This window comes from Maribacter sp. UH1, assembly GCF_056839145.1.
In genome coordinates, this window is the sequence record NZ_CM166387.1 from 1,276,513 (window position 1) to 1,298,198 (window position 21,686).

Below are 21,686 nucleotides of genomic sequence, written 5' to 3' on the forward strand. Positions count from 1 at the left end.
TTTACTTCTTACGTAAATCCGTCACATGTGGATATTCAGGATTCACAGGCATCTCTTTGTATGCAAATGTATTTGAACCTTTCTTAGGTTCTACCATTCTACCCGTAAAATTTGTTGAAGCGACCAATTCTGTAGGAGTAACCTCATCTTGTGTCATGCCAATATCCCAAAATCTATTTATTCTTCTTGATTCTGCCTCTAAACTATTTACAGGGTAGGTATCATAAGAACGACCACCTGGGTGTGCTACAAAATAGGTACAACCGCCAATTGATTTATCGTTCCAATCATCAACAATATCAAAAACTAAAGGAGTATCTACACCAATTGTGGGGTGTAAGGCCGACCATGGTTCCCAAGCTTTAAAACGAACTCCCGCTACATATTCCCCTTTAGTTCCTGTAGAACTTAGCTCGATCTTTACACCGTTACAGGTTAATGTGTAACGTTTGTTATTGAAATTATTGACTTTCACCTGTACACGTTCTAAAGAAGAATCTACATACCTTGATGTACCACCACCTGTCATTTCTTCACCAAGTACATTCCATGGTTCTATAGCCATTCGTAATTCCATTTGAATGGAGTTAACATCTACCATACCGTAAAGTGGAAAGCGGAATTCAAAAAATGGATCAAACCAGTCTAACTTAAACGGATAGCCCGCTTCGTTCAACTGCTCTACAATATCTTTAATATCTTCTTTTACATAATGCTCCAACAAGAATTTATCATGCAACTCTGTACCCCAACGTACCAGCTTATGCTTATACGGTTTTTTCCAAAACCAAGATACCAGCGTGCGCACCAATAACATTTGCATTAAGCTCATTTGCGCATGTGGCGGCATATCAAAAGCTCGTAGCTCTAAAATACCCAAACGCCCAGAAGATGAATCTGGTGAATACAGTTTATCTATACAGAATTCTGCCCTATGGGTATTTCCTGTGATATCTGTCAACAAATGTCTAAATAACCGATCCGTGATCCAGAATGGCACTTCTTCATCATCGGGTATTTGAGAAAATGCAATTTCTAGTTCATACAAATTCTCTAATCTTGCCTCATCTACACGTGGTGCCTGACTCGTTGGTCCTATAAAGGCACCTGAAAATAAATAGGACAATCCTGGGTGATGTTGCCAAAAGGTCAACAAGCTTCGTAGTAATTGCGGATTACGTAACAGCGGACTATCTGCCGGAGTCACACCGCCCAAAGTTACATGGTTACCGCCACCTGTACCAGTGTGCTTGCCATCTAACATAAATTTCTCTGTACCTAAACGTGCTTGTTTCGCTTCGGCATACAGGGTTAACGTATTATCTGTAAGTTCTTGCCAGTTTTTAGCCGGATGTACATTTACCTCGATCACCCCTGGATCTGGAGTAACCTTCAATACTTCTAATCTGTTATCTCTTGGGGGCTCGTACCCTTCTAATATTACCGGAACGTTTAATTCTTTGGCCGTAGCTTCTATACTTGATACCAAATCTAAAAAGTCTTCGGCACTATCTAATGGCGGTAGATATAAGAACAATTTATTCTCACGAACTTCTGCACAAATAGCAGTACGCACATACGGATGTTTTCTAGGGTGCGATGATGATTTTAATTTTAAACGTTTTTGCAATGCATCTCCCGGTGTAGGTAAATCTGGCGTTTTCTCAAACAGCTCTGGTTCTGCAGTTGGCTCTGACGGTATTGGGGGGTCTTTAGGTAATGCTGCCAGTGGTAATCGTAGACCAATAGCAGAATTTCCTGGAGTCAACAACAAGTGCTTATTTCTAAATTTCCACTTGTTGGTCAACCATTTATTGTTCTTTTTAGTCAACGGGTATACGTGACCAACAGCCTCTCCAATTCCCGTCTCCAATATCTCACCTAGTTTTCTACGTAGGTGACTGTCGTCCTTATTATATTTTTTAGGATTTACATCTATAGGCAATTTGCCCTCTTCCCATAAAAAGTAAAATGCATCTTCATAAGCCGGTATTACACTATTTGTCTTACAACCTAAATAACCACCTAAGGTCTTTAAAAATCGCTTTGTAATATTTCTGGGCATTTTATATTCCTGAGAAAAAGATGCCAATAAGCTTGGATCGTTCCAAATTGGTTTTCCATCTTTTCTCCAGTGATTACCGATCAACCAACGAGGTAATGCTTCACCAGGGTACCATTTACCTTGTGCATGATGTAGCAATCCGCCCTTTCCAAAAACCTCTAATAAACGAATAGACAATTTACTTGCCAATTCTCTTTTATGCTGACCATCTGCCGCTGTATTCCACTCTTCAGATTCCATATCATCTATAGAAACGAAAGTTGGCTCACCACCCATGGTCAAGCGAACATCATTTGCCTGTAATTCTTCTTCTACTTTAAAACCAAGATTATATATAGCATTCCACTGCTCTTCTGTGTAGGGCTTTGTTACTCGTGGCGATTCAAATATTCTAGTAACCGAATTTTCAAACTCAAATGTGGTTTCGGCAAAATCACTAAATCCGCTTACCGGTGCCGCACTTTCATATGAAGGCGTACATGCTAACGGAATATGCCCCTCACCAGTAAAAAGTCCGGATGTGGCATCTAAACCAATCCATCCCGCTCCTGGCAAATATACTTCTGCCCAAGCATGTAAATCTGTAAAATCTTCTTCAGGACCTGACGGACCGTCCAATGATTTTTCATCTGATTTCAATTGCACTAAATAACCCGAAACAAAACGTGCCGCCAATCCTAAATGACGAAGAGTTTGTACCAACAACCAAGCAAAATCCCTACATGAACCTAATTTGGCTTCTAAGGTTTCTTCACAGGTCTGTACACCAGGTTCCATACGTAATGTATAATCCAAGTAATTGTATAATTTACTATTGAGACCGATTAAAAAATCGATACTTCGTTGCGGAGTCAAGTCTATATCATCGACCCATTTTTTCAATAACGGACCACTTTCTACTTTCTCTAAATATGGTAAAAGTTCTTTTTTAGCTTCTTCAGAATACTTAAAAGGAAATTCTTCACTAGCCTCCTCAACAAAAAAGTCGAACGGATTAATCGTCTTTAAATCTGCAATGATTTCAACATCGACAGAAAGCTCGGTTGTCTTATCCGGGAAAACAATACGTGCCATATAGTTACCAAAAGGATCTTGCTGCCAATTAAAAAAATGATTCTCTGGTTTGATCTTTATAGAGTATGCCTCAATTGGTGTTCTACTATGTGGCGCAGGTCTTAACCGGAATATGTGAGGAGATAGATTTATACTTCTATCATAGATATATTTTGTCTTGTGTTTGATTGCAACTTTTAATGCCATAATACAGTGGGATTTCAGTACTAACTAATATAAGCACTAATAACAGCAAAAAGAACACACAATTGCTTAATCGCCAAATTTTTATATATAAAAGAGTTGCAGCCAATTTTATTGATAGATTCCTAAAGTAAACTTAGAATTGTTGGTTTTTCTTTGGATAGGGCAATGGATCAAGAAAGAAGAATTGGTAGCGACACACGATAAACATTTTAATTTTTGTAAATTGACTATCATACCAAACTCTAAAAATATGGACAAAGCACTACAGACCATGATTGATAATATGCCCGAGAAAACCGGGAAATCTTTAAGCGAATGGAAGTCCGTTTTGAAAACAAAATCTTTTGCTAAACATTCTGAAGGAGTTAGTTTTCTAAAGAAAGAGCACGGTGTAACACACGGATTTGCAAATACTATTGTCTCTTTATCAAAAGAAGAAAATAATTCTCCTGCAGATTTAGTAGTCCAGCAATATAATGGGAAGGAAAATTTAACTCCTATTTACGAAGCGCTTTTAAAAACGGTAAAAACATTTGGTGACGATGTTACCATTACCCCAAAGAAAACTACAGTAAGTATTATTCGAAAAAAACAATTTGCACTTATTAAACCCGCTACCAAAACAAGAATAGACCTTGGACTGAAAATAAAGGATAAACCAACTACAGACCGACTAGAATCATCTGGACCATTTGGTAGCATGTGTACACATAGAGTTCAACTCACTGATGCCAGCCAGGTTGATGGTGAATTAATTGATTGGTTGAAGGAGGCTTATATGAAAGCCCAATAATACTAAACCCCTAAATGCAACAAAGCCAATGCATCTTCAGTTTTACCATCTGCCAACCATTGTTGTGCTAGTTTGTGCAATGCAGTAATACTTTCATCGCCATTAAGAATAGATTTCACCTCAGCGTGTTCTGTGATTTTCGCGATAGCTTCTTTGGTTGGCAACTGTTCTAAATTCCCTAACCTTCCTAAATTATTACCTGTTAATATAGTACTGTTCTGTACAGTTTCCGGTAGCATATCTACGCCAATACCTTTGGTACGTATTGGCTTAGGTATTTCAAATAGCGCATCGCCATTGGCTCTGCAATACCAATTGCCACCCATGCGTGCCACTAAATCTAACTTCGGGGTATCCAGTTTTCCTTCGGCATCTAAAAATGCTTTTTTTACGTGAATCTGAACTACTTTGGCCAGCACCAAATTACCTGCTCCCGGTCCGTCACCCAAGGCTATTACTTGATCAACAACACACTCAAATGCTACGGGTGCCTCTCCCACTCTTGGAGGCTGAACTTTATCACTAGGTACTTGCGTAAATCCTGCTTTTACAAATTCATTTACTCCGTCACCATACTCTGTGCTTGACAATGACATTTGCTCTACCATATCATAATTCACGATATTGATGACCGTTTCCTTTACCTCCAACACATTTTCTAAGGTATGCTTGGTGGTATTATCACGACCTCTTCTTGAAGGTGAAAAAACCATCATTGGCGGATTAACACTGAATAGATTAAAATAACTAAACGGACTCAAATTTATATTCCCATCTTTATCTATTGTACTGGCAAAACATATAGGTCTTGGCGCTACGGCAGACAATAAATACCCATGTAATTCTTGTTGAGAAATGCTATTTGGATCTATAGAATTGATTTCTTCGTTCTTTGACATGCTATAAACTTCTAGTGTGAATTGTATTAATTATTTACTAGGTAAAATGGTTCCGGTTACTTGTCCGAATCCTACACGCTTACCTTCTTTTTCTGCGAAACCTCGCATGGTCACGGTATCATTATCTTCAATAAAAGTACGTTTGCTACCATCTTTTAACTCGAACGGTTTTTTACCTCCCCAAGAAATTTCTAACAATGATCCAAACGAACTTTCATCTTTTCCGGATATGGTACCCGATGCCATTACATCACCTACATTTATATTACAACCGTTTACAGTATGGTGCGCCAACTGCTGCATCATATTCCAATACATATATTTGAAGTTAGATTTGCTGATGGTTGTTTCTTCTGAAGTTGCAGAAGACATACCTACTTCTAACTGTATATCATAATTTTTTTCTCCCTCGTACTCTAAATACGATAGCACTTCTGGAGTTTGCTCAGGACCTTGAACCTTAAATGGTTCTAAGGCTTCCAAGGTGACAATCCAAGGTGACATAGATGATGCAAAACTTTTTCCCAAAAACGGACCTAAAGGCACATACTCCCACTTCTGAATGTCTCTTGCCGACCAGTCATTGAACAATACCAAACCAAAAATATGCTCAGCTGCGTCTTTAGTGGAAACGCGTTCGCCTAGTGCTGTACTTTTACCAACTACAAAACCCATTTCCAATTCAAAATCCAAGTTACCAGAGGCTTTGAAAACAGGAGTTTCCATTTCGTTAGTTTTCACTTGCCCCATAGGTCTGTAAATAGTTGTACCACTGACTACAATTGATGATGCACGACCATGATACCCTACCGGAATATGTCGCCAATTAGGCAACAAAGCATTCTCTGGATCACGGAACATTTTACCTACATTGGTAGCGTGTTCTATACTAGAATAGAAATCAGTATAATCACCTACATGTACCGGTATATGCATTTTGGCATCTTTCTGCAATACAAAAACTTCTGGATGATTCTTTAACGGAGAATTCTCAATAACCAACAACTTCTGAATATCTAAACGTACCTTATTGGTAATTTTTTTTCCTAACGAGATAAAATCGTTTAACGTTTTCTGTCTAAAATAAGCAGCACCTACCTCTATTAGACCCAGCTCTGAAATTGCTGCCAAGTCAAGGATCTGTTCCCCAATAGCTACTCCTGCTTTTGCTGCTTCATCATTTACGGAGAAGATGCCAAAAGGAAGATTATAGATTGAAAAATCAGATTTTTCGGGCACAGAGACCCATGTATGTAGTGTTGTCAAGTTTGTATTTGTTTATTTATCCAACCAAGATTTGTAATAATCGCCATCATCTAATTTCATGGCATTTTCAGTAACCATTAAAGGTTTAAAGGTATCTATCATTACCGCTAATTCCTCTGACCCTTTTTGACCAATGCTACGTTCTGCGGTCCCTGGGTGCGGACCGTGGGGTATACCTGCGGGATGCAATGATATATTACCTGGCTGCACACCATTTCTACTCATAAAATCTCCGTCTACATAATACAGCATTTCATCAGAATCAATATTAGAGTGATTGTATGGTGCCGGTATAGACTGCGGGTGATAATCATACAACCTTGGCACAAAAGAACAAATAACAAAGGCATTAGTTTCAAAAGTCTGATGCACTGGTGGCGGCTGGTGAATTCTACCTGTAATGGGTTCAAAATTGTGAATGGAGAATCCGTACGGAAAGTTATACCCATCCCAACCTACAACATCAAAAGGATGCCCAATGTAGACCATTTCATGTATAACCCCTTGTTTCTTCACCTTTATCAAGTGCTCATCGATATCTGTAAACGTTTCTAAATTCTCTGGTAATTTATAATCACGCTCGCAAAAAGGAGAATGCTCCAATAATTGACCAAACCAATTACGATATCTTTTTGGCGTATATATAGGCGAGTACGATTCCGCAAACAAAATACGATTGTCTTCACCATCAAAATCTATTTGATAAATCGTTCCTCTTGGAATAATTAGATAATCGCCATATTCAAACTTAATCTGCCCAAAAATAGTTCTTAATACCCCTGTGCCTTTATGTATAAAGAGCATTTCATCTGCGTCGGTATTCTTATAAAAATACTCGCGTAGAGATTTTCTTGGTGCAGCTACCCCAATAATAATATCACTATTGACCAAAAGTGGTTCTCGAGCATCTAAAAAATCATCTTTTGGCGCCGTATTAAAACTCACTAGTTTTAACGAACGTATATTCTTCTCCAAGGCTATTTTTGGTGAAACATCCGTACTTTTCAATATCTCCTTAACCATTGTTGGTCGGTTATGATGATATAGTAAAGAGGACATACCGTCAAAGCCAATAGTACCGAACAATTGTTCTGAGTACAATTCGCCATCCGGTTTTCTAAATTGCGTATGCCTTTTAGGTGGCAACGCTCCCTGTTTATGATATATAGGCATATACGTTCGTTATTCTAGTTAATACTCTACTTTTAAAAATACGTTATTCTTAAATGCTTAAGAAATTTGTTGAACTTATAAAGTCCCTCTTAATTCTTGCTCACGCTCAATCGCTTCAAACAAAGCTTTAAAATTTCCTTTTCCAAAAGAAGTAGCTCCTTTACGTTGAATGATCTCAAAGAACATGGTTGGTCTTGCCTGTACGGTTTTTGTAAAAATCTGTAACAAGTACCCTTCATCATCACGATCTACCAAAATACCTAGTTTTCTAAGTGACTCAATATCCTCGTCAATTTCACCAACTCTATCCGTCAATACATCATAATAAGTAGTAGGTATCGTCAAAAACTCGACACCTCTACTTTTAAGATCAGATACCGTTTTTACAATATCATCGGTAGCAACTGCAATATGCTGCACTCCTTCACCTTCATAGAACTCTAAATACTCATCTACTTGAGATTTTTTCATACCTGGAGCCGGCTCATTGATTGGGAACTTAATACGACCGTTACCGTTACTCATCACTTTACTCATCAAAGCAGTATAATCCGTAGAAATATCTTTATCGTCAAAAGACATGATTTGCTTGAAGCCCATAACATTGGCATAAAAATCTACCCAAAAATTCATTCTACCTTCTTCAACATTACCTACCATATGATCTACAAATTTTAATCCTGTAGATGTTGGTTGATACTCACTTTCCCATTTTTTATACCCTGGCAAAAATGTACCGTTGTAGTTTTTACGCTCCACAAAAATGTGAACTACCTCACCGTAAGAATAGATACCAGATGTTACCACTTCGCCGTCATCATCTTTCTCGGTTTTAGGCTCCATATAACTTTTGGCACCTCTTTTCATAGCCTCTTCATACGCATAGGTAGCATCATCTACCCATAGCGCCGTAACTTTTACACCGTCACCATGTTTATCTATATGCCTACCTACATCAGTACCACTTTTTAAAGGGGAGGTCAATACCAATCTAATTTTATCTTGCTCTACCACATAAGATTCATAATCTCTACTACTGGTTTCCAAACCTTTATATGCCAAAGATTTAAATCCGAATGCAGTTTTGTAATAGTGTGCCGCTTGCTTAGAGTTACTTACGTAAAGCTCTAAATAATCCGTACCGTTGATAGGCATAAAATCTTGTGCCTCTTTATGATCGTTTTGTGCTACTGTTGTTGTTGTTGTTGTTGACATAGTTCTGGGTTTTATATTTTTATTTCGTTTATTGTTGCTTCTGCAACATATATATTAAATTTTTTTATGCTGTTGTGGTTTGAGATTTCATCAATACCTCTAGTGTTGCCAAAAGTGCTTTATTTGCTTCCCTTACTCCAAATGAAATCCTAACTTTTCCTGGAGCTCCAAAATTGCCTACAGGGCGCACCATAATACCTCGCTGTTCTAAGAACGCCGTGAACTCCATATCATTGATAGGTGGATCTATTAGTACAAAATTACCTTGTGCAGGCCAGTATTTTATGTTTAAGGCATCAAGTCCGTTCAAAACAAACCTTCTTTCTTCTTTTACCAACGCTACGGTCTTATTCACAAAATCAACATCTTCCAGAGCTGCAATTGCTCCTTCTAAAGCCATGGTAGACAACAAAAAAGGCTTGCAAATTCTACGCATGTAATTACTAAGTTCCAAAGGAGCATAGCAATACCCAACTCGTAAACCGGCCAGACCATATGTTTTTGAAAAGCTATTGATTGCTATTACATTCTTACCTTCCACTACAAATGGTAAGCCAGATGTATAATCTTCTGCTTCGGCAAAATGTCTATACACCTCATCTAATACCAAAACTACATGCTCAGGTAATTTTTCAATGAAGCTTCTTAAATCTGCCATTGGAATATAGTTTCCTGACGGGTTATTAGGGGATGCAAGAAATACCAGCTTTGTGTTATCTGAAATAGCTTCAAGAATTCCGTCCAAATCATAATCGTAATTCTCGGTCATTGGCACATTGATCGCCTTTGCTCCCATCCAACGGGTAAAAGCAGTATAGGGCAAAAAACATGGTTGACTAACAATTACCTCATCGTCTTCATTCAAAAATGCCTTAGAAATCATATCTATAATTTCTGAACCACTATTTGCTGAGATAAAGTTATCTGCAACTAAAGCTCCATCAAAGTCCTTTACCAAAGCTTGACGTAACCTTATATCCGTATTGTCCGGATAGAAACTTAAATCATCTAAGGTATTTGCTAATGCTTCTTTCACTTTTGGGGAATACCCTAACGGATTTTCATTAGAAGAAAGCTTGTGTACCGTAACACCATCAGGCATTACAATTTTCTTTCCGCCACCTTTATAGGTGCTATCCTCTAATATATATTTCTTGAAACCTAGTTGCATATTTCTACTTCTTTTGACCAATTTATCCGTAGTAAATATACACTTTTTTTTAATTATTGTTGCATTAACAACAATATTAACGATAAACTCTGTTACTTTTGGAGTAATAACAATTGGATTATGGACAGGACGGAAGGCTTTGGAGTATACATTGATCGCACGCTTAAAAAGGTTCAAAGTACTTTTTTACAAGTGTTTGCAGAGAATAATATTGATCTGACCATTGAGCAATGGGTAATTTTACAACGCGTACATTTAGAAGGTAAAGAAGCCTCACAGGCAGATATTGCCAAATCTAACTTTAGAAATAGGGCAACAACTTCTAGAGTTATTAGCGGATTATGCAAAAAAGGCTTCTTACGAAAGTCTAGATTTAGAGATGATCAAAAAAGATACAAACTTGTTATAACAGAAGAAGGTTCGGCACTCATAAAACAAGTAATGCCCTTTATTACCGATTTAAGAAAAGTTAGTACACTGGGTATCACTGAAGAAGAATTTGAAATTTTCTATAAAGTTCTTGATCAGTTATGGGAAAACTTTGACCAATATGAAGGTCGTTCATAGCTGTATTTTAGCATATAAAAGAAATAATTAAAATTTTATTGATTTTGGTTTTACCAGTCTATAAAAATCACTAAGTTTGCACCCACATTTGAAAAAATGGTGTCGGTCGCATAGCTCAGCTGGATAGAGCATCTGCCTTCTAAGCAGACGGTCGGAGGTTCGAATCCTCCTGCGATCACTCAAAAGCCCCTTTTAGGGGCTTTTTTGTTTTATATACATTTTTCATTTCTACGTCCTTTCAAAAATTTCTAATGTCTTTTTCGTTTTTTGACATTTTTATTAATTTTGCCGATTAAGACCAATTTCATTTTAGATGTATACATTAACTTATGAATCTGTTGCTACCAATAAAATATCGGGCACAGAAATGGAAGAGCTACTTGAAAAGGCACGTGCTAACAATTTACGTGATGATATAACTGGTTGCCTTATCTATTACAAAGGTGGCTTTGTTCAATTACTTGAGGGTAGTAAAGAAAAAATTGAAACCCTTTACGATAAGATTAAAAAGGACCCTCGCCATAAAAATGTTACGCTATTTTCCGATGATGAAATTAGTAAGAGAACTTTCCCTAATTGGGGCATGGCTTACTACCCAATTGACGAAAACAACACCAATAAGTATGAGTACGAGCAATTTAAGAGAAACCTAATTTTAATGGCAGACCTTATTGAACCTACAAATGTTACGTCAAAACAGTTTTGGATAAAGATCAAAACCATGATTGCCGAGCCACCAATGTAGTTTTACCATTCATTTTTTTCTTTTTATTATACCATGTGTTCAGATTAATGCGTTAACATTTAGGTATTGAGCTATTTTTTAAATTAATAGAATTACAGCATCGGCTCCGTAATATTTAACTTGCTTTTAGATTGTTCTTCAATTTTTAATTGAAATAATCTTGAACAAACATATTTAGAGTTATAAATTATTTAATTGCCATGAGCAAAACTGTACTTAATGTCTTTCTAGCAGATGATGATAGTGATGACAGAACATTCTTTTCCGATGCATTGAGAGAAATCCCAATACAAACCAAAATATCTGAATTTAACAATGGCGTAGACCTTATGGCAAGTTTGCTAGCAAATGATACCCAAAAACCAGATGTTATCTTTTTGGATTTAAAAATGCCTATGATGGACGGGTTTGAATGTCTAGCGGATATTCGTGATTTAGAGAAATATGCAGACACGCCGGTAATTATCTATTCTACATCGTATCACCCTAAAGAAATTACACGTTTAAACGAAATGGGCGCTTCTTTATATTTACAGAAACCTTCTTCATACAATCAGCTAAAAACACTTTTGCATAAGTGCTTACGTTATGTTGACAATTCTGAACATAATAAGCCAGAAAGAGAGTTCGTTATATCTATCTAAACAATCACTTACCAACCTATTTTGTACCAAGCTATTAACTAGTTTATATAGTTGACTATCTATTTCTTCTACATTTATTTACACCGTCCATCTTAAAATACCATTACCCTAATTATATAAAACAAAAAGCCAGCTCAAAGAGCCGGCTCAACCATTTTCATAACAATTTTCTTAAGCTGAAAGCGATACGTTTCTAATGTTCATTAAATATGCTTTTGGCGTACATTTAAATTTGTTTCTAAAGATTTTAGAGAAATAACTTCTACTTGTAAATCCTATAGAGTATACAATTTCAGATATATTCATGTCAGAAGTTTGTATCAATTCTTCTGCAAGTATCAATCTTTCATTTCTAATGAAGTTGGTTACCGTAGTACCTTCCATCACTTTAAATCCTTCTTGTAATTTTGTTGGCGAAAGACCATATTCCTTGCTTAGATCTGTAACCGTATAAGGAAACTCTGGCTTTCTCTTTATTGCGTTAACCGCTTCCTCTATTCTTAAAAGCTCTTTTTTGGTCAACATAGTAGAAACCTGACCACTGTTCTCAATATCTTGCTTACAGTGTAAAATCTCTAATGCCAAAGTAAAGTTCACAATACCTTCAATAAGTAGTTTTCTAACTAAACCTACCTGGGTTATTGATCTTATCTGTAATAACTGCTCTTTTATTTTAAGGTTGAAGGTACCAATATGAGCACTTCCATCTTCATTCAAGAACTGAGTAAACAATTTCTCATACAACTCGTTGTTGTTAGAATTCTTAGTTAGCGCTTCGCTATCTTTTGTTACTTTAATAATAGACAAGTTAGACTTAGTCGCCTCTCTTAATTTTATATTGATAGTTTCATTTGAACCGCCTACTACTACTGTCTGTAGTGCTTCTACCTTATTATTTTCTTTTCCTTTTGAAAATCTAAAACTGCCTTCTAAACAATAAATAAAGTATAAACTAGGGTTTTCATCTAATTTTAAATCGAAGTTGAAATCTTCATTTAAATCCAAGTCATATTCCGTATAAGAAATTCCTGATCCTAAAGAAACGGTTTGTATTCTACCTGTTCCTTTTTCATTATCATATTGAAGTATACGATCTCCTTGAAAACTTGAGATACTACCTCCTAAAACACTATTGAAATAACTTAACTGATTATGGACTACTTGCATGATATATTGTTTAAATGGTTATTGTTTAATGTATTCTCTTGTGCTACTATAGCATCTGATGAACTAGAAGAAATTGCTTCTACATTTGAAGCTTGACTATGGGAGTTTTTGCTTCTTACGGCACCTACTCTAGCATATTGAAGATTGTTCATAAAGGCTTACATTTCTTGTTGGTACAAAGATGCAGCCTATATCATGTAAATGTGTTACAACATTTTTAGAAGCTGTTACACAATTTTAAGAAGCGATAGTAAAATACTATAATACAGTTTAATTTATAGTAAGGTAGGAAGGTAAACAGTAAATTCAGCTCCCATATCCTTTTCACCCTTAGCCATGATGGTTCCATTATGTGATTGAACTATTTTTTTACAGATAGACAATCCCAATCCGGTTCCAGAAAATTCTGTTTTGCCATGTAAGCGCTGAAAGATTTCAAAAATTTTCTCCTCGTACTTTTTTTCAAACCCAATACCATTATCGATGAATTGTAGCTTTACATAATTTATACTGGGCAATAAGTTATCTACAGATGATTTATCACCGCTTACTATACTACCTACTATTTTAATATTAGGCTGTACACCTTCTTTAACATATTTGAGGGAGTTACCTATAAGATTGGCGAACAATTGTTCTAACTGAAATTGAATTCCGTTTACTACCGGTAAGCTTACCGAATCTATCTGGGCATCTAAATCATTAATACGTTCCCCTAAATCTTCAAGAACATTTTTTAATACATCATTTAAATCTACCCGTTTTGGTTGCTCACCAACTTCATCTATTTTAGAATATGAAAGTAGGTTATTGATTAGTTTACGCATTCTGTCCGACGAGTACTTTATTTTAGACAGATAGCCTTGGGACCTGTTACTAAGTCGCCCCTCCTCTTCTTCATCCAAACGACTAACGAACATTTGAATTTTACGCAATGGTTCTTGCAAATCATGACTTGCAACACGGTTAAATGCCTCCAAATCTGCATTGGTTCGTTTTAGCTCCGTATTTTTTATTTGTAAGATAGATTCTGCCTCTATCTGCTTGGTAACATCTCTAATAACACCAACCATATACCAATTACCCTCTTTCTGGTAGCATTCACCTATGGTATTCATATAGCGTAATTCTTGAGATTTCGTATAAATACGAAACACAAGGTCTGATTTTGATTTGTTTTTTCTTGCCTCTTTAAAACTAGATTTTACTTTCTCAAAATCATTTGGGTGTAAAAAAGTAAGTAGACGATCATACTTATTATCGAACTCATTTGGATCGTAACCAAACAATCTATAAACATTATCAGAATATTTGATGTGATTCTCATTCAAATTCCACCGAAAGCTACCAATATTAGCCACACGCTCAGCTTCTGACAACAACCTATTCTGAATAAATAATTGAGCTTCATACTTTTTCTCTTGTGTAACATCTTTAGAAAATAATATAAGACCATCGTTCATTTTCACCGCTTTGGTGGTCAACCAAACCGACTCTTCATTAAAAATGAATTCTTTGGTATATTCTTTATTTTCACCAGAAACATAACTATCAGTCAGAATCTCTAAAACTCCATTCTCATCATTTTTAGGGTAATATTCTAGTATTGTTTTACCTTCGATAAATGCCGTTTCTTGATTGGCAATTTCACCCATTCTATTGTTAATATAGACAATACGAAAATCTTCTATCTTTCCTTTATTGTCAAACACGGGTTTTAAATATGAAATAATACTATCGTTACTATCCAAAACTCTTATTCCAAAAAGATTGGAAATTTCTAGTTCTCTATTTCTTGATTCTAGATTACCTAACGGAAGTTTAGAATCTTTATCTGAAATAAACTTTGGTTTTACCAAGGTTAGTGCGAATAACAGCCCCTTGTTAAAAATTCTAATTCTTATATGATAATTTAGAATACTAGCTTCTTCCCTTACTATAATATTAAAATTTTCATCTTCGCCGGTTTCCAATACCTTATTTGCCAAAATTAGTACCTCATCATAATGAACAAGCTCATCTAAGGTTTCACTTTCACAATTATCTAGAGTAATCCCAAAAAAGCGTTGCCCTTTTTTGTTCGCATATTTAGGTCTATATCCTTTGACGTTTATAGAATTTGAAGCTGATGGTTCGGCATATAAAATAGCAGTATCGGCATCATCTATCATTGTTTTAAAAAAATCATCCGCTAAATTATTTGTCATACTATTTTGTATTAAACATCTTAAGTTAAGATACAGCGAAATAACCAATTAAAATGTTATTAACTTGGTGCTAAAACAAAAAAAGTTGTTCCTAACGAAACAACTTTAATTATATATGCTTTTACAACTGCTTAAATTTTCAATAAAAAATTCTCTTTCTTAAAATCATTTAAGTGGTACGCCCAGTTCATTTTTACGACTTGCTTCAACGACTTTTTAAGCTCATTAAAACTAGACGGCTTTTTAATATAGATATTGGCTCCTTTTTCAAAAGTTTCTTCTATATCTCTTTCTGCAGAAGATGTAGAGTAGATCGCTACTAACAAATCTTTCAAATGAGGTGTACGTCTTATAGCTTCTAAACACTCAAACCCATTCATAATAGGCATGTTCAAATCTAGAAAAACCAAATCTGGCGTATTGTCCGTGTCGCTAAGTAAAAATTCCATACAACTTTTACCGTTCTCTAACTGACGTAACTCTGTATTGAGTTCAACTCCTTCCAATGCATCTGCAAAAAATTGTCTGTCGTCTTCATCGTCGTCAACGAGAAGTATTTTTAATTTATCCATTTTCACTATTCATGTATTGAAAAGAAGAACCTTTCTTCTTACTTTTTTCTAAATTTCAAATATTGGGTGATGGTTAACCCCGTTACTTTTTTAAATTGATTAGATAAATGAGGAACACTGCTAAAGTTTAAGTTATGGGCAATCTCCCCTAGACTTGTATTCTCTAATAGCACTAATTCTTTCACTTTTTCTATGCGCACTAAAATATAAAAATTCTCTATTGAGGTGAATGTTTTACTTGAAAATAAATTAGAAAGATATGGATAACTAAAACCCAATTGATCAGATAGCAATTCTGATATTTTTACATTTCTAATATCACCCTCATAAACCATTTTCTTGATATACATCTTGATTTCCTCAACGATATCACGATTCTCCTTCGTCTGAACTTTTATACCAAAACACTTAAGTTCCTTTATTATAGATTGAAGCTTATCATCACTTAAATCATCTGGCAACTTAACTGTGTTATCTTGCAAAATCTCAAAATCAACACCTGCAGCGACCATTGTTCTTTGAAATACTTCATTAACCATTTTTTCAGGGCTATATATGAAACTATATTCCATTCAATAAATCAATATTAGTTCGCCACATTTAGCGTGTAAAATTATTATTTTAACTATACATTATATAACAAAATACAATAAAATATTACCACTTTTGAACCTGAGTAAAAAAAACAACATTATTGTAAGTTTTAACTTACAATAATGTTCTCTACAGCAGTAAATTACAGGTATATTCTTAAGATTTGGTAAATACCAAAGCACCGTAAGCAGGTATATTTACCTTACCAGTCCACTGCTTTTCATCAGTATTGGCTTCAACAACCTCTAAATCATCTACTGGTAATTGCGAAAATGCCGGATCGTATATTTTATTTCCTGCATTTATTCTAAGATTAAAAGACTCGTTTTCATTTAAACCAATACCATAGTCTTCAAAATCTTGATTACTAAAATTTAAAACAATCAACACCGGTTGTGTAGTATCATCTGCATCAAACCTTTTATAGGCTAGTATTTTAGTTTGGTGATTTAAGTGTAAAATTTCAATATGTTGACTTCTTAAACCTTTTCCACCTTCTGTATTCCCTGTTCTTAGCTTAATGATATCACTTACCAGCTTTTCAATACCTCTATGCTTCTTTTCCTTATCCCAATCCAAAGCCTCGGTATCTTGAAAATATTCATCTTCAATAAATTCCTGTCCCTGAAAAAGCATAGGTATACCTGGTGCGGTCAATGTCAAAACAATGCCCAACAATGCTCTCTTTTTAGCAAAATCACTTTCTGCATCTCCGGGCTGTATTTCTTCTGGAACTCTTGCCTTGCCATTGGCTACCTCATCATGAGACTCTGTATATACAATTCGGCTAAATGCATCATTGCTATATGTAAACTCAAGGGCATCAACCACTTTTTGTAAGTCTCTACCATCATCATGTGTGTCTTCTATTACCTCTCTAACCGGGTGTACAAAATTCATATCCCATTGAGATCCATATGCCAGCCCATCATGCTCTATGGAATCGGTAACCCTACTATCGCCTTTTAAATCCTCAGCTATTGTTAATACATGCGGATATTTCTCTCTTATCTCACTATTGATATCGCGCATCAATATATTTCCTTCCTCAATTTCGGTATCATAACCTAAACCGCCGCCTTCATAACGTATATATGAGGTAGCGTCCATACGTAAACCATCGCAATGGTATTTCTCTATCCACATCAATGCATTGTCTCGCAAATATTGACGCACTTCTTCCCGTCCATAATCTGGTCTGGTATCTCCCCATGGAGTATCGCTTCTATGGTCATTATAAAAATAGATTCCTCCTTTATCGTTTTCACTCCAACCATCAAATTGCCATAAATCAACATCTGAAGGTCCAAAGTGATTATAAACTACATCCATAATCACGGCAATACCCTTTTTGTGTGCTTCATTGACCAATTTTGCAAAAGCATCTGGACCGCCATAATCTTGTTCAATAGCAAAAGGATGTGCAGGGTTATAGCCCCAAGAAATTCCTCCTGCAAACTCAGCCACAGGCAACAACTCTATACAATTAATACCCAGTTCTTTTAAATAATCTAGTTTGGCAATAACATCTTCAAATGTACCAACGGTATCTGGAGTAGAACGATTAAAAGTACCTACATGTAATTCATAAATAACCAATTCATTCCAACTAGGCATTTTAAAGTCTTCATCATCCCACTTAAAATCTAATGTTCTTATGATAGAATTACCATTGCTATTGGTCACTTCAAAAGCATAAGGATCATTTCTGGCCAAAACTTCTCCTTCATATTCAATAAAGAATTTATATTCAGCTCCTTCAGATGCCTTTTCGGTAATTACGGACCAATATCCATTATCCTCTATTTCAAGGGAAATTTCATTCTTAGACCAGTTGTTAAAGCTTCCGCCAACGAAAACTTTTTCCGCATGCGGAGCCCACACTCTAAAGGTCACAGCACCATCACTTAAGACAGCGCCCATACCTGCCGATTTTGTTATTGTAGTATTCATAACCCAAAAGTAGACTGCAAATGGCGTAAGTAATATCCTCAAAAAAAGATGCTTTAACTCTAAAACATTTTTTTTATAAAAAGTTTATAACCCTATGAATGAATAAGGTATACGTAAATAAATAGTATTGAAAGATGAAAAAAATAGGTAGCACTTAAAAGAGTTCTATTGCGCTTTTGGAATTACAATTTCAAAAACGGAACCTTCATTTAATTTGCCCTTTGCACTAATGATACCATTATGATTCTGTACAATTTTTTTAACAATTGCCAAGCCTATGCCGGTACCTACGTATTCTTGCTTGGAGTGTAAACGTTGAAATACTTCAAAAATCTTTTCGGCAAACTGTTCTTCAAAACCAATACCATTATCGGTAATGGTAATTTTAACGTATTCCTTTTTATTAATTAAACTACTATCTATAGATTTTGCATTCGTTATAATTTCTGTTGCTATAGTTACATTTGGTTCAACATCACTTTTGGTATACTTGACCGAATTGGATAACAAATTATAAATTAACTGTCTAAATTGAAATGGTACTACTTCAATTTCACATGATTGTAATAAGGTAATTTTACCATGTTTCTTTTTTAATTCCTCCGCTAGATCATTTTTAACGTCATCAACAAGTTCATTTAAATCTATGACTTCAAAAACTCTCTTTTCGGTATCTGTACGTGAATAGGAAAGTAGATCATTAATGAGGGACTGCATTCTATTGGCAGCAGATTGTATTTTTTCAAATTTTACCTTACCAGATGTTGATAGCTTATCAAACTCATTATCCATCAATACCTCTGCGAACATCTGAATTTTACGCAACGGCTCTTGCAAATCATGACTAGAAATATAGGCGAAGGACTGAAGCTCTTTATTCATTGCCTCTAGCTTATCATTACTATCCGCAAGTTCTTTAGTACGAATATCCACTTCTCTTTTTAGATCATCGGCAAATGATTTTTGCTTATCGATATTCATACCCGTTCCAATAAAACCGACCATTTCACCTTCTTCGAATTTGGGGACACCTAAAACCTTAAACCATTCATAATTACCGGTTTTCTTTCTTTTAACCCGATATTCTAGCGTAAAATCTGATTTATCTTTAACCGCTTTACCAAAACCTTTGAAAACGACGTCAAGATCATCTGGGTGAACTACGTCTACCCAAACCTGACCAGTAAAATCAGCCTCATTTTCTACACCTACATAATCCAATAGGGCACGATTGGAATATTGTATATTGATTTCATTATCTGTAATCCAAATCCATACTGGCGATAGGTTTGCCACCTCTCTAAACCTGCGCTCGCTTTCTCTTAAACGCCTTTCTGCCAACACAGCCTCTGTTGCATCTGTAACTATGACCAAAACTCCAGATACCTCTCCTATTTCATTTTTTACGGGACTGTAGCTAAATGTCCAGTAAACATCTTCCATTCTACCATTTCTAAAAATAGGAATCATCAGATTCTCTCGCCAAATAGACTCTCCTTTTACCTTTACTATTTTAAGCATAGGGTAAATATCTTCCCAAATCTCGTTCCAGGCTTCTTCACCGTTCAATCCCAATATTGTTGGGTGCTTTCCATCAATACCTAAAATTGGCCTATATGCATCGTTATAGAAACTTTTAAGCGTGTCTCCCCAAAATAAAAACATAGGAAACGGAGAATTCAACATAATGTTCAATGTCGTGCGCAGGCTTTGCGGCCAATGGTCTGGTGTATCTAATGGAGTGAGAGACCAATCTTTCTCTCTCATGAGCTTGCCCATCTCACCACCATCATCAAGAAAATGAAATTTTTTATTCATAAGGATGCAAAATTGAAGTCTCTAAATTAACGATTTAAACATGGAATACACGTTTCTACTATGTAATACATGTAGAACTATTTTGAATTACACTTTTAAATACTACTTAACAAATTAAACGATTTAGAAGCGGAATATTTAGCTCTATAAAATAGAATTGCGTTTTAATTAATTAAGTGGAGGATTTAAAAACCTAGACAAGTATTTCTCAAATAAATTTAACAAAATCAATATTTCCAAAAAACACTCAATTTAGATTCAAAACAAGTCAAAAATCTTCAAAAACAGTCAAATAAATCATAAAATGATTCATTTTCTTGCATTTTCATAAAATTATGCTATGTTATAATTTAATCTAAAATTATTCTATGCGACAACTGAAGATCACCAAACAAATAACGAACAGAGATGCCAAATCATTAGAAAAATACTTTCAAGAAATCAGTAAAATAGATTTAATTACTGCCGACGAAGAAGTAGAATTGGCTCGAAAAATTCGTGAGGGTGATCAGCAGGCATTAGATAAATTGGTAAGTGCCAATTTAAGATTCGTAGTATCTGCAGCTAAGCAATATCAAAATAGAGGCTTACGCCTTACCGATCTAATCAACGAAGGTAATTTAGGTTTGGTAAAAGCTGCCAAACGTTTTGATGAAACTAGAGGATTCAAGTTTATATCATATGCTGTTTGGTGGATACGTCAATCTATTCTTCAGGCATTATCCAACTCTTCAAGAATGATACGTATACCTCAGAACAAAATAGCCGTTAATTCTAAAATATACCAAGTGTATTCCACTTTAGAACAAGAAAATGAACGCCCACCAAGTCCTGCTGAAATTGCCAAAGAATTAGACATGAGTGTTTCTAAAGTAAATAGCTCTATGAAAAATTCTGGTAAATCAATTTCACTAGATGCGCCTTTTAAAGAAGGGGAATCTTCTTCTCTTTACAATGTTCTTGAATCAACGACATTAAATAGCCCGGACAAGGAAGTAATGGCGGAATCTTTGGAGACAGATATTAATCAGGTTTTGAATAAAATACCAGAAAGACAAGGTGATGTCCTGCGCCTATATTTTGGTCTAGGCAAACAACCCGCTATGAGCTTAGTGGAAATTGGTGAAATTTTTGACGTTACCAGAGAGCGTGTTCGCCAAATTAAGGACAAGGGCCTTAAATCTTTACGACGTACTTCCAACACAGAAATTTTAAGAGCTTACCTATAAAATTTCAATTATTTCAAAATCTAAAACACTCATATAGAGCTCATTATTAACAACATTTAAAAATAGTATAACACAAGCTTAACACCTCTAATTTGGAGTTGGCTATGCATATGTTATGTTACTATTTGAAACACCATTACATGAAATTTATTTACATCAAAAGAGAAAGCGATATTAAAGAATTATACAGAACACGCAACGGACTCAAAAAAGCAAAGGTAACGTCCATTACAAAATACTTCATGGGCATACCCATAAAAACCTTACACACCTACAGACAAATTTACTATAGGCGCAAGAACAACGCTATTGAAAAAATGTTATTTATATAATTATACAATCACACAT

The 21,686-nt window shown here is 35.4% G+C and carries 19 protein-coding genes and 1 tRNA gene; 7 read left to right on the forward strand and 13 right to left on the reverse strand.

Annotation, left to right across the window (positions count from 1 at the left end):
• Position 1 precedes the first annotated feature (1 nt).
• Positions 2–3,325, reverse strand: coding sequence for a transglutaminase family protein (locus UH1x_RS05590; RefSeq protein ID WP_482625686.1), 3,324 nt, complete (start codon positions 3,323–3,325; stop codon positions 2–4).
• A gap of 250 nt (positions 3,326–3,575) precedes the next feature.
• Between UH1x_RS05590 and UH1x_RS05595 the strand changes: the two genes are divergently transcribed.
• The gene (locus UH1x_RS05595; RefSeq protein ID WP_482625687.1) at positions 3,576–4,118 is read left to right on the forward strand and encodes a DUF5655 domain-containing protein; all 543 of its coding nucleotides are present in this window, start codon (positions 3,576–3,578) and stop codon (positions 4,116–4,118) included.
• A gap of 2 nt (positions 4,119–4,120) precedes the next feature.
• Here the strand turns inward: UH1x_RS05595 and UH1x_RS05600 are convergent, their stop codons facing one another.
• From UH1x_RS05600 to UH1x_RS05620, 5 genes are all read right to left on the reverse strand, one after another.
• Complete coding sequence (locus tag UH1x_RS05600) at positions 4,121–5,017, reverse strand: flavin reductase family protein (protein WP_482625688.1); 897 nt, start codon at positions 5,015–5,017, stop codon at positions 4,121–4,123.
• A 30-nt stretch (positions 5,018–5,047) separates the two neighbouring features.
• On the reverse strand, positions 5,048–6,283 hold the full coding sequence (gene fahA / locus UH1x_RS05605; protein ID WP_482625689.1) for a fumarylacetoacetase: 1,236 nt from the start codon (positions 6,281–6,283) through the stop codon (positions 5,048–5,050).
• Between the two features lie 12 nt (positions 6,284–6,295).
• A complete protein-coding gene (locus tag UH1x_RS05610; protein ID WP_482625690.1) occupies positions 6,296–7,456 on the reverse strand; it encodes a homogentisate 1,2-dioxygenase in 1,161 nt (386 codons plus the stop codon).
• Between the two features lie 75 nt (positions 7,457–7,531).
• Positions 7,532–8,671, reverse strand: coding sequence for a 4-hydroxyphenylpyruvate dioxygenase (hppD, locus tag UH1x_RS05615; protein ID WP_482625691.1), 1,140 nt, complete (start codon positions 8,669–8,671; stop codon positions 7,532–7,534).
• Positions 8,672–8,735: 64 nt separating this feature from the next.
• The gene (locus UH1x_RS05620; RefSeq protein WP_482625692.1) at positions 8,736–9,842 is read right to left on the reverse strand and encodes a pyridoxal phosphate-dependent aminotransferase; all 1,107 of its coding nucleotides are present in this window, start codon (positions 9,840–9,842) and stop codon (positions 8,736–8,738) included.
• A 120-nt stretch (positions 9,843–9,962) separates the two neighbouring features.
• Between UH1x_RS05620 and UH1x_RS05625 the strand changes: the two genes are divergently transcribed.
• From UH1x_RS05625 to UH1x_RS05640, 4 genes are all read left to right on the forward strand, one after another.
• Positions 9,963–10,409, forward strand: a complete 447-nt coding sequence (locus UH1x_RS05625; protein ID WP_396633328.1) for a MarR family winged helix-turn-helix transcriptional regulator — start codon at positions 9,963–9,965, stop codon at positions 10,407–10,409.
• A gap of 104 nt (positions 10,410–10,513) precedes the next feature.
• Positions 10,514–10,587: transfer RNA gene (locus tag UH1x_RS05630), tRNA-Arg, on the forward strand.
• A 135-nt stretch (positions 10,588–10,722) separates the two neighbouring features.
• Positions 10,723–11,154, forward strand: coding sequence for a BLUF domain-containing protein (locus UH1x_RS05635; RefSeq protein ID WP_482625693.1), 432 nt, complete (start codon positions 10,723–10,725; stop codon positions 11,152–11,154).
• A 200-nt stretch (positions 11,155–11,354) separates the two neighbouring features.
• Entirely contained in the window at positions 11,355–11,798 is a 444-nt protein-coding gene (locus UH1x_RS05640) for a response regulator (protein ID WP_482625694.1), read from the forward strand.
• A 171-nt stretch (positions 11,799–11,969) separates the two neighbouring features.
• Here the strand turns inward: UH1x_RS05640 and UH1x_RS05645 are convergent, their stop codons facing one another.
• The 7 genes from UH1x_RS05645 to UH1x_RS05675 all read right to left on the reverse strand — a co-directional run bounded on the left by UH1x_RS05645 (position 11,970) and on the right by UH1x_RS05675 (position 20,109).
• Positions 11,970–12,965, reverse strand: a complete 996-nt coding sequence (locus UH1x_RS05645) for a helix-turn-helix transcriptional regulator (RefSeq protein ID WP_482625695.1) — start codon at positions 12,963–12,965, stop codon at positions 11,970–11,972.
• A complete protein-coding gene (locus UH1x_RS05650) occupies positions 12,956–13,117 on the reverse strand; it encodes a hypothetical protein (protein ID WP_482625696.1) in 162 nt (53 codons plus the stop codon). Before UH1x_RS05650 ends, UH1x_RS05645 begins: the two co-directional genes overlap by 10 nt.
• Positions 13,118–13,240: 123 nt before the next feature.
• Positions 13,241–15,172, reverse strand: a complete 1,932-nt coding sequence (locus tag UH1x_RS05655; protein ID WP_482625697.1) for a sensor histidine kinase — start codon at positions 15,170–15,172, stop codon at positions 13,241–13,243.
• Positions 15,173–15,303: 131 nt separating this feature from the next.
• Entirely contained in the window at positions 15,304–15,744 is a 441-nt protein-coding gene (locus UH1x_RS05660; protein WP_396633323.1) for a response regulator, read from the reverse strand.
• Positions 15,745–15,782: 38 nt separating this feature from the next.
• Positions 15,783–16,316 carry a helix-turn-helix domain-containing protein gene (locus UH1x_RS05665; RefSeq protein WP_482625698.1) on the reverse strand — a complete coding sequence of 178 codons (534 nt, stop codon included), beginning with the start codon at positions 16,314–16,316 and terminating at the stop codon, positions 15,783–15,785.
• A gap of 178 nt (positions 16,317–16,494) precedes the next feature.
• Complete coding sequence (locus UH1x_RS05670; protein ID WP_482625699.1) at positions 16,495–18,291, reverse strand: alpha-amylase family glycosyl hydrolase; 1,797 nt, start codon at positions 18,289–18,291, stop codon at positions 16,495–16,497.
• Positions 18,292–18,456: 165 nt separating this feature from the next.
• Positions 18,457–20,109, reverse strand: coding sequence for a PAS domain-containing sensor histidine kinase (locus tag UH1x_RS05675; protein WP_482625700.1), 1,653 nt, complete (start codon positions 20,107–20,109; stop codon positions 18,457–18,459).
• A gap of 368 nt (positions 20,110–20,477) precedes the next feature.
• On the opposite strand from UH1x_RS05675, the gene UH1x_RS05680 reads away from it, so the two are divergent.
• Positions 20,478–21,338, forward strand: a complete 861-nt coding sequence (locus UH1x_RS05680) for a sigma-70 family RNA polymerase sigma factor (protein WP_482625701.1) — start codon at positions 20,478–20,480, stop codon at positions 21,336–21,338.
• 140 nt (positions 21,339–21,478) lie between these two features.
• Positions 21,479–21,670, forward strand: a complete 192-nt coding sequence (locus UH1x_RS05685) for a hypothetical protein (protein WP_482625702.1) — start codon at positions 21,479–21,481, stop codon at positions 21,668–21,670.
• Positions 21,671–21,686: the final 16 nt, after the last annotated feature.

What these genes read in the sequence shown, in the direction of transcription:
- UH1x_RS05590 (WP_482625686.1), bottom strand. Translation starts at nt 3,325, where the DNA reads ATGGCATTAAAAGTTGCAATCAAACACAAGACAAAATATATCTATGAT.
- UH1x_RS05595 (WP_482625687.1), top strand. Translation starts at nt 3,576, where the DNA reads ATGGACAAAGCACTACAGACCATGATTGATAATATGCCCGAGAAAACC.
- UH1x_RS05600 (WP_482625688.1), bottom strand. Translation starts at nt 5,017, where the DNA reads ATGTCAAAGAACGAAGAAATCAATTCTATAGATCCAAATAGCATTTCT.
- UH1x_RS05610 (WP_482625690.1), bottom strand. Translation starts at nt 7,456, where the DNA reads ATGCCTATATATCATAAACAGGGAGCGTTGCCACCTAAAAGGCATACG.
- hppD (WP_482625691.1), bottom strand. Translation starts at nt 8,671, where the DNA reads ATGTCAACAACAACAACAACAACAGTAGCACAAAACGATCATAAAGAG.
- UH1x_RS05620 (WP_482625692.1), bottom strand. Translation starts at nt 9,842, where the DNA reads ATGCAACTAGGTTTCAAGAAATATATATTAGAGGATAGCACCTATAAA.
- UH1x_RS05625 (WP_396633328.1), top strand. Translation starts at nt 9,963, where the DNA reads ATGGACAGGACGGAAGGCTTTGGAGTATACATTGATCGCACGCTTAAA.
- UH1x_RS05635 (WP_482625693.1), top strand. Translation starts at nt 10,723, where the DNA reads ATGTATACATTAACTTATGAATCTGTTGCTACCAATAAAATATCGGGC.
- UH1x_RS05640 (WP_482625694.1), top strand. Translation starts at nt 11,355, where the DNA reads ATGAGCAAAACTGTACTTAATGTCTTTCTAGCAGATGATGATAGTGAT.
- UH1x_RS05645 (WP_482625695.1), bottom strand. Translation starts at nt 12,965, where the DNA reads ATGCAAGTAGTCCATAATCAGTTAAGTTATTTCAATAGTGTTTTAGGA.
- UH1x_RS05650 (WP_482625696.1), bottom strand. Translation starts at nt 13,117, where the DNA reads ATGAACAATCTTCAATATGCTAGAGTAGGTGCCGTAAGAAGCAAAAAC.
- UH1x_RS05655 (WP_482625697.1), bottom strand. Translation starts at nt 15,172, where the DNA reads ATGACAAATAATTTAGCGGATGATTTTTTTAAAACAATGATAGATGAT.
- UH1x_RS05660 (WP_396633323.1), bottom strand. Translation starts at nt 15,744, where the DNA reads ATGGATAAATTAAAAATACTTCTCGTTGACGACGATGAAGACGACAGA.
- UH1x_RS05665 (WP_482625698.1), bottom strand. Translation starts at nt 16,316, where the DNA reads ATGGAATATAGTTTCATATATAGCCCTGAAAAAATGGTTAATGAAGTA.
- UH1x_RS05670 (WP_482625699.1), bottom strand. Translation starts at nt 18,291, where the DNA reads ATGAATACTACAATAACAAAATCGGCAGGTATGGGCGCTGTCTTAAGT.
- UH1x_RS05675 (WP_482625700.1), bottom strand. Translation starts at nt 20,109, where the DNA reads ATGAATAAAAAATTTCATTTTCTTGATGATGGTGGTGAGATGGGCAAG.
- UH1x_RS05680 (WP_482625701.1), top strand. Translation starts at nt 20,478, where the DNA reads ATGCGACAACTGAAGATCACCAAACAAATAACGAACAGAGATGCCAAA.
- UH1x_RS05685 (WP_482625702.1), top strand. Translation starts at nt 21,479, where the DNA reads ATGAAATTTATTTACATCAAAAGAGAAAGCGATATTAAAGAATTATAC.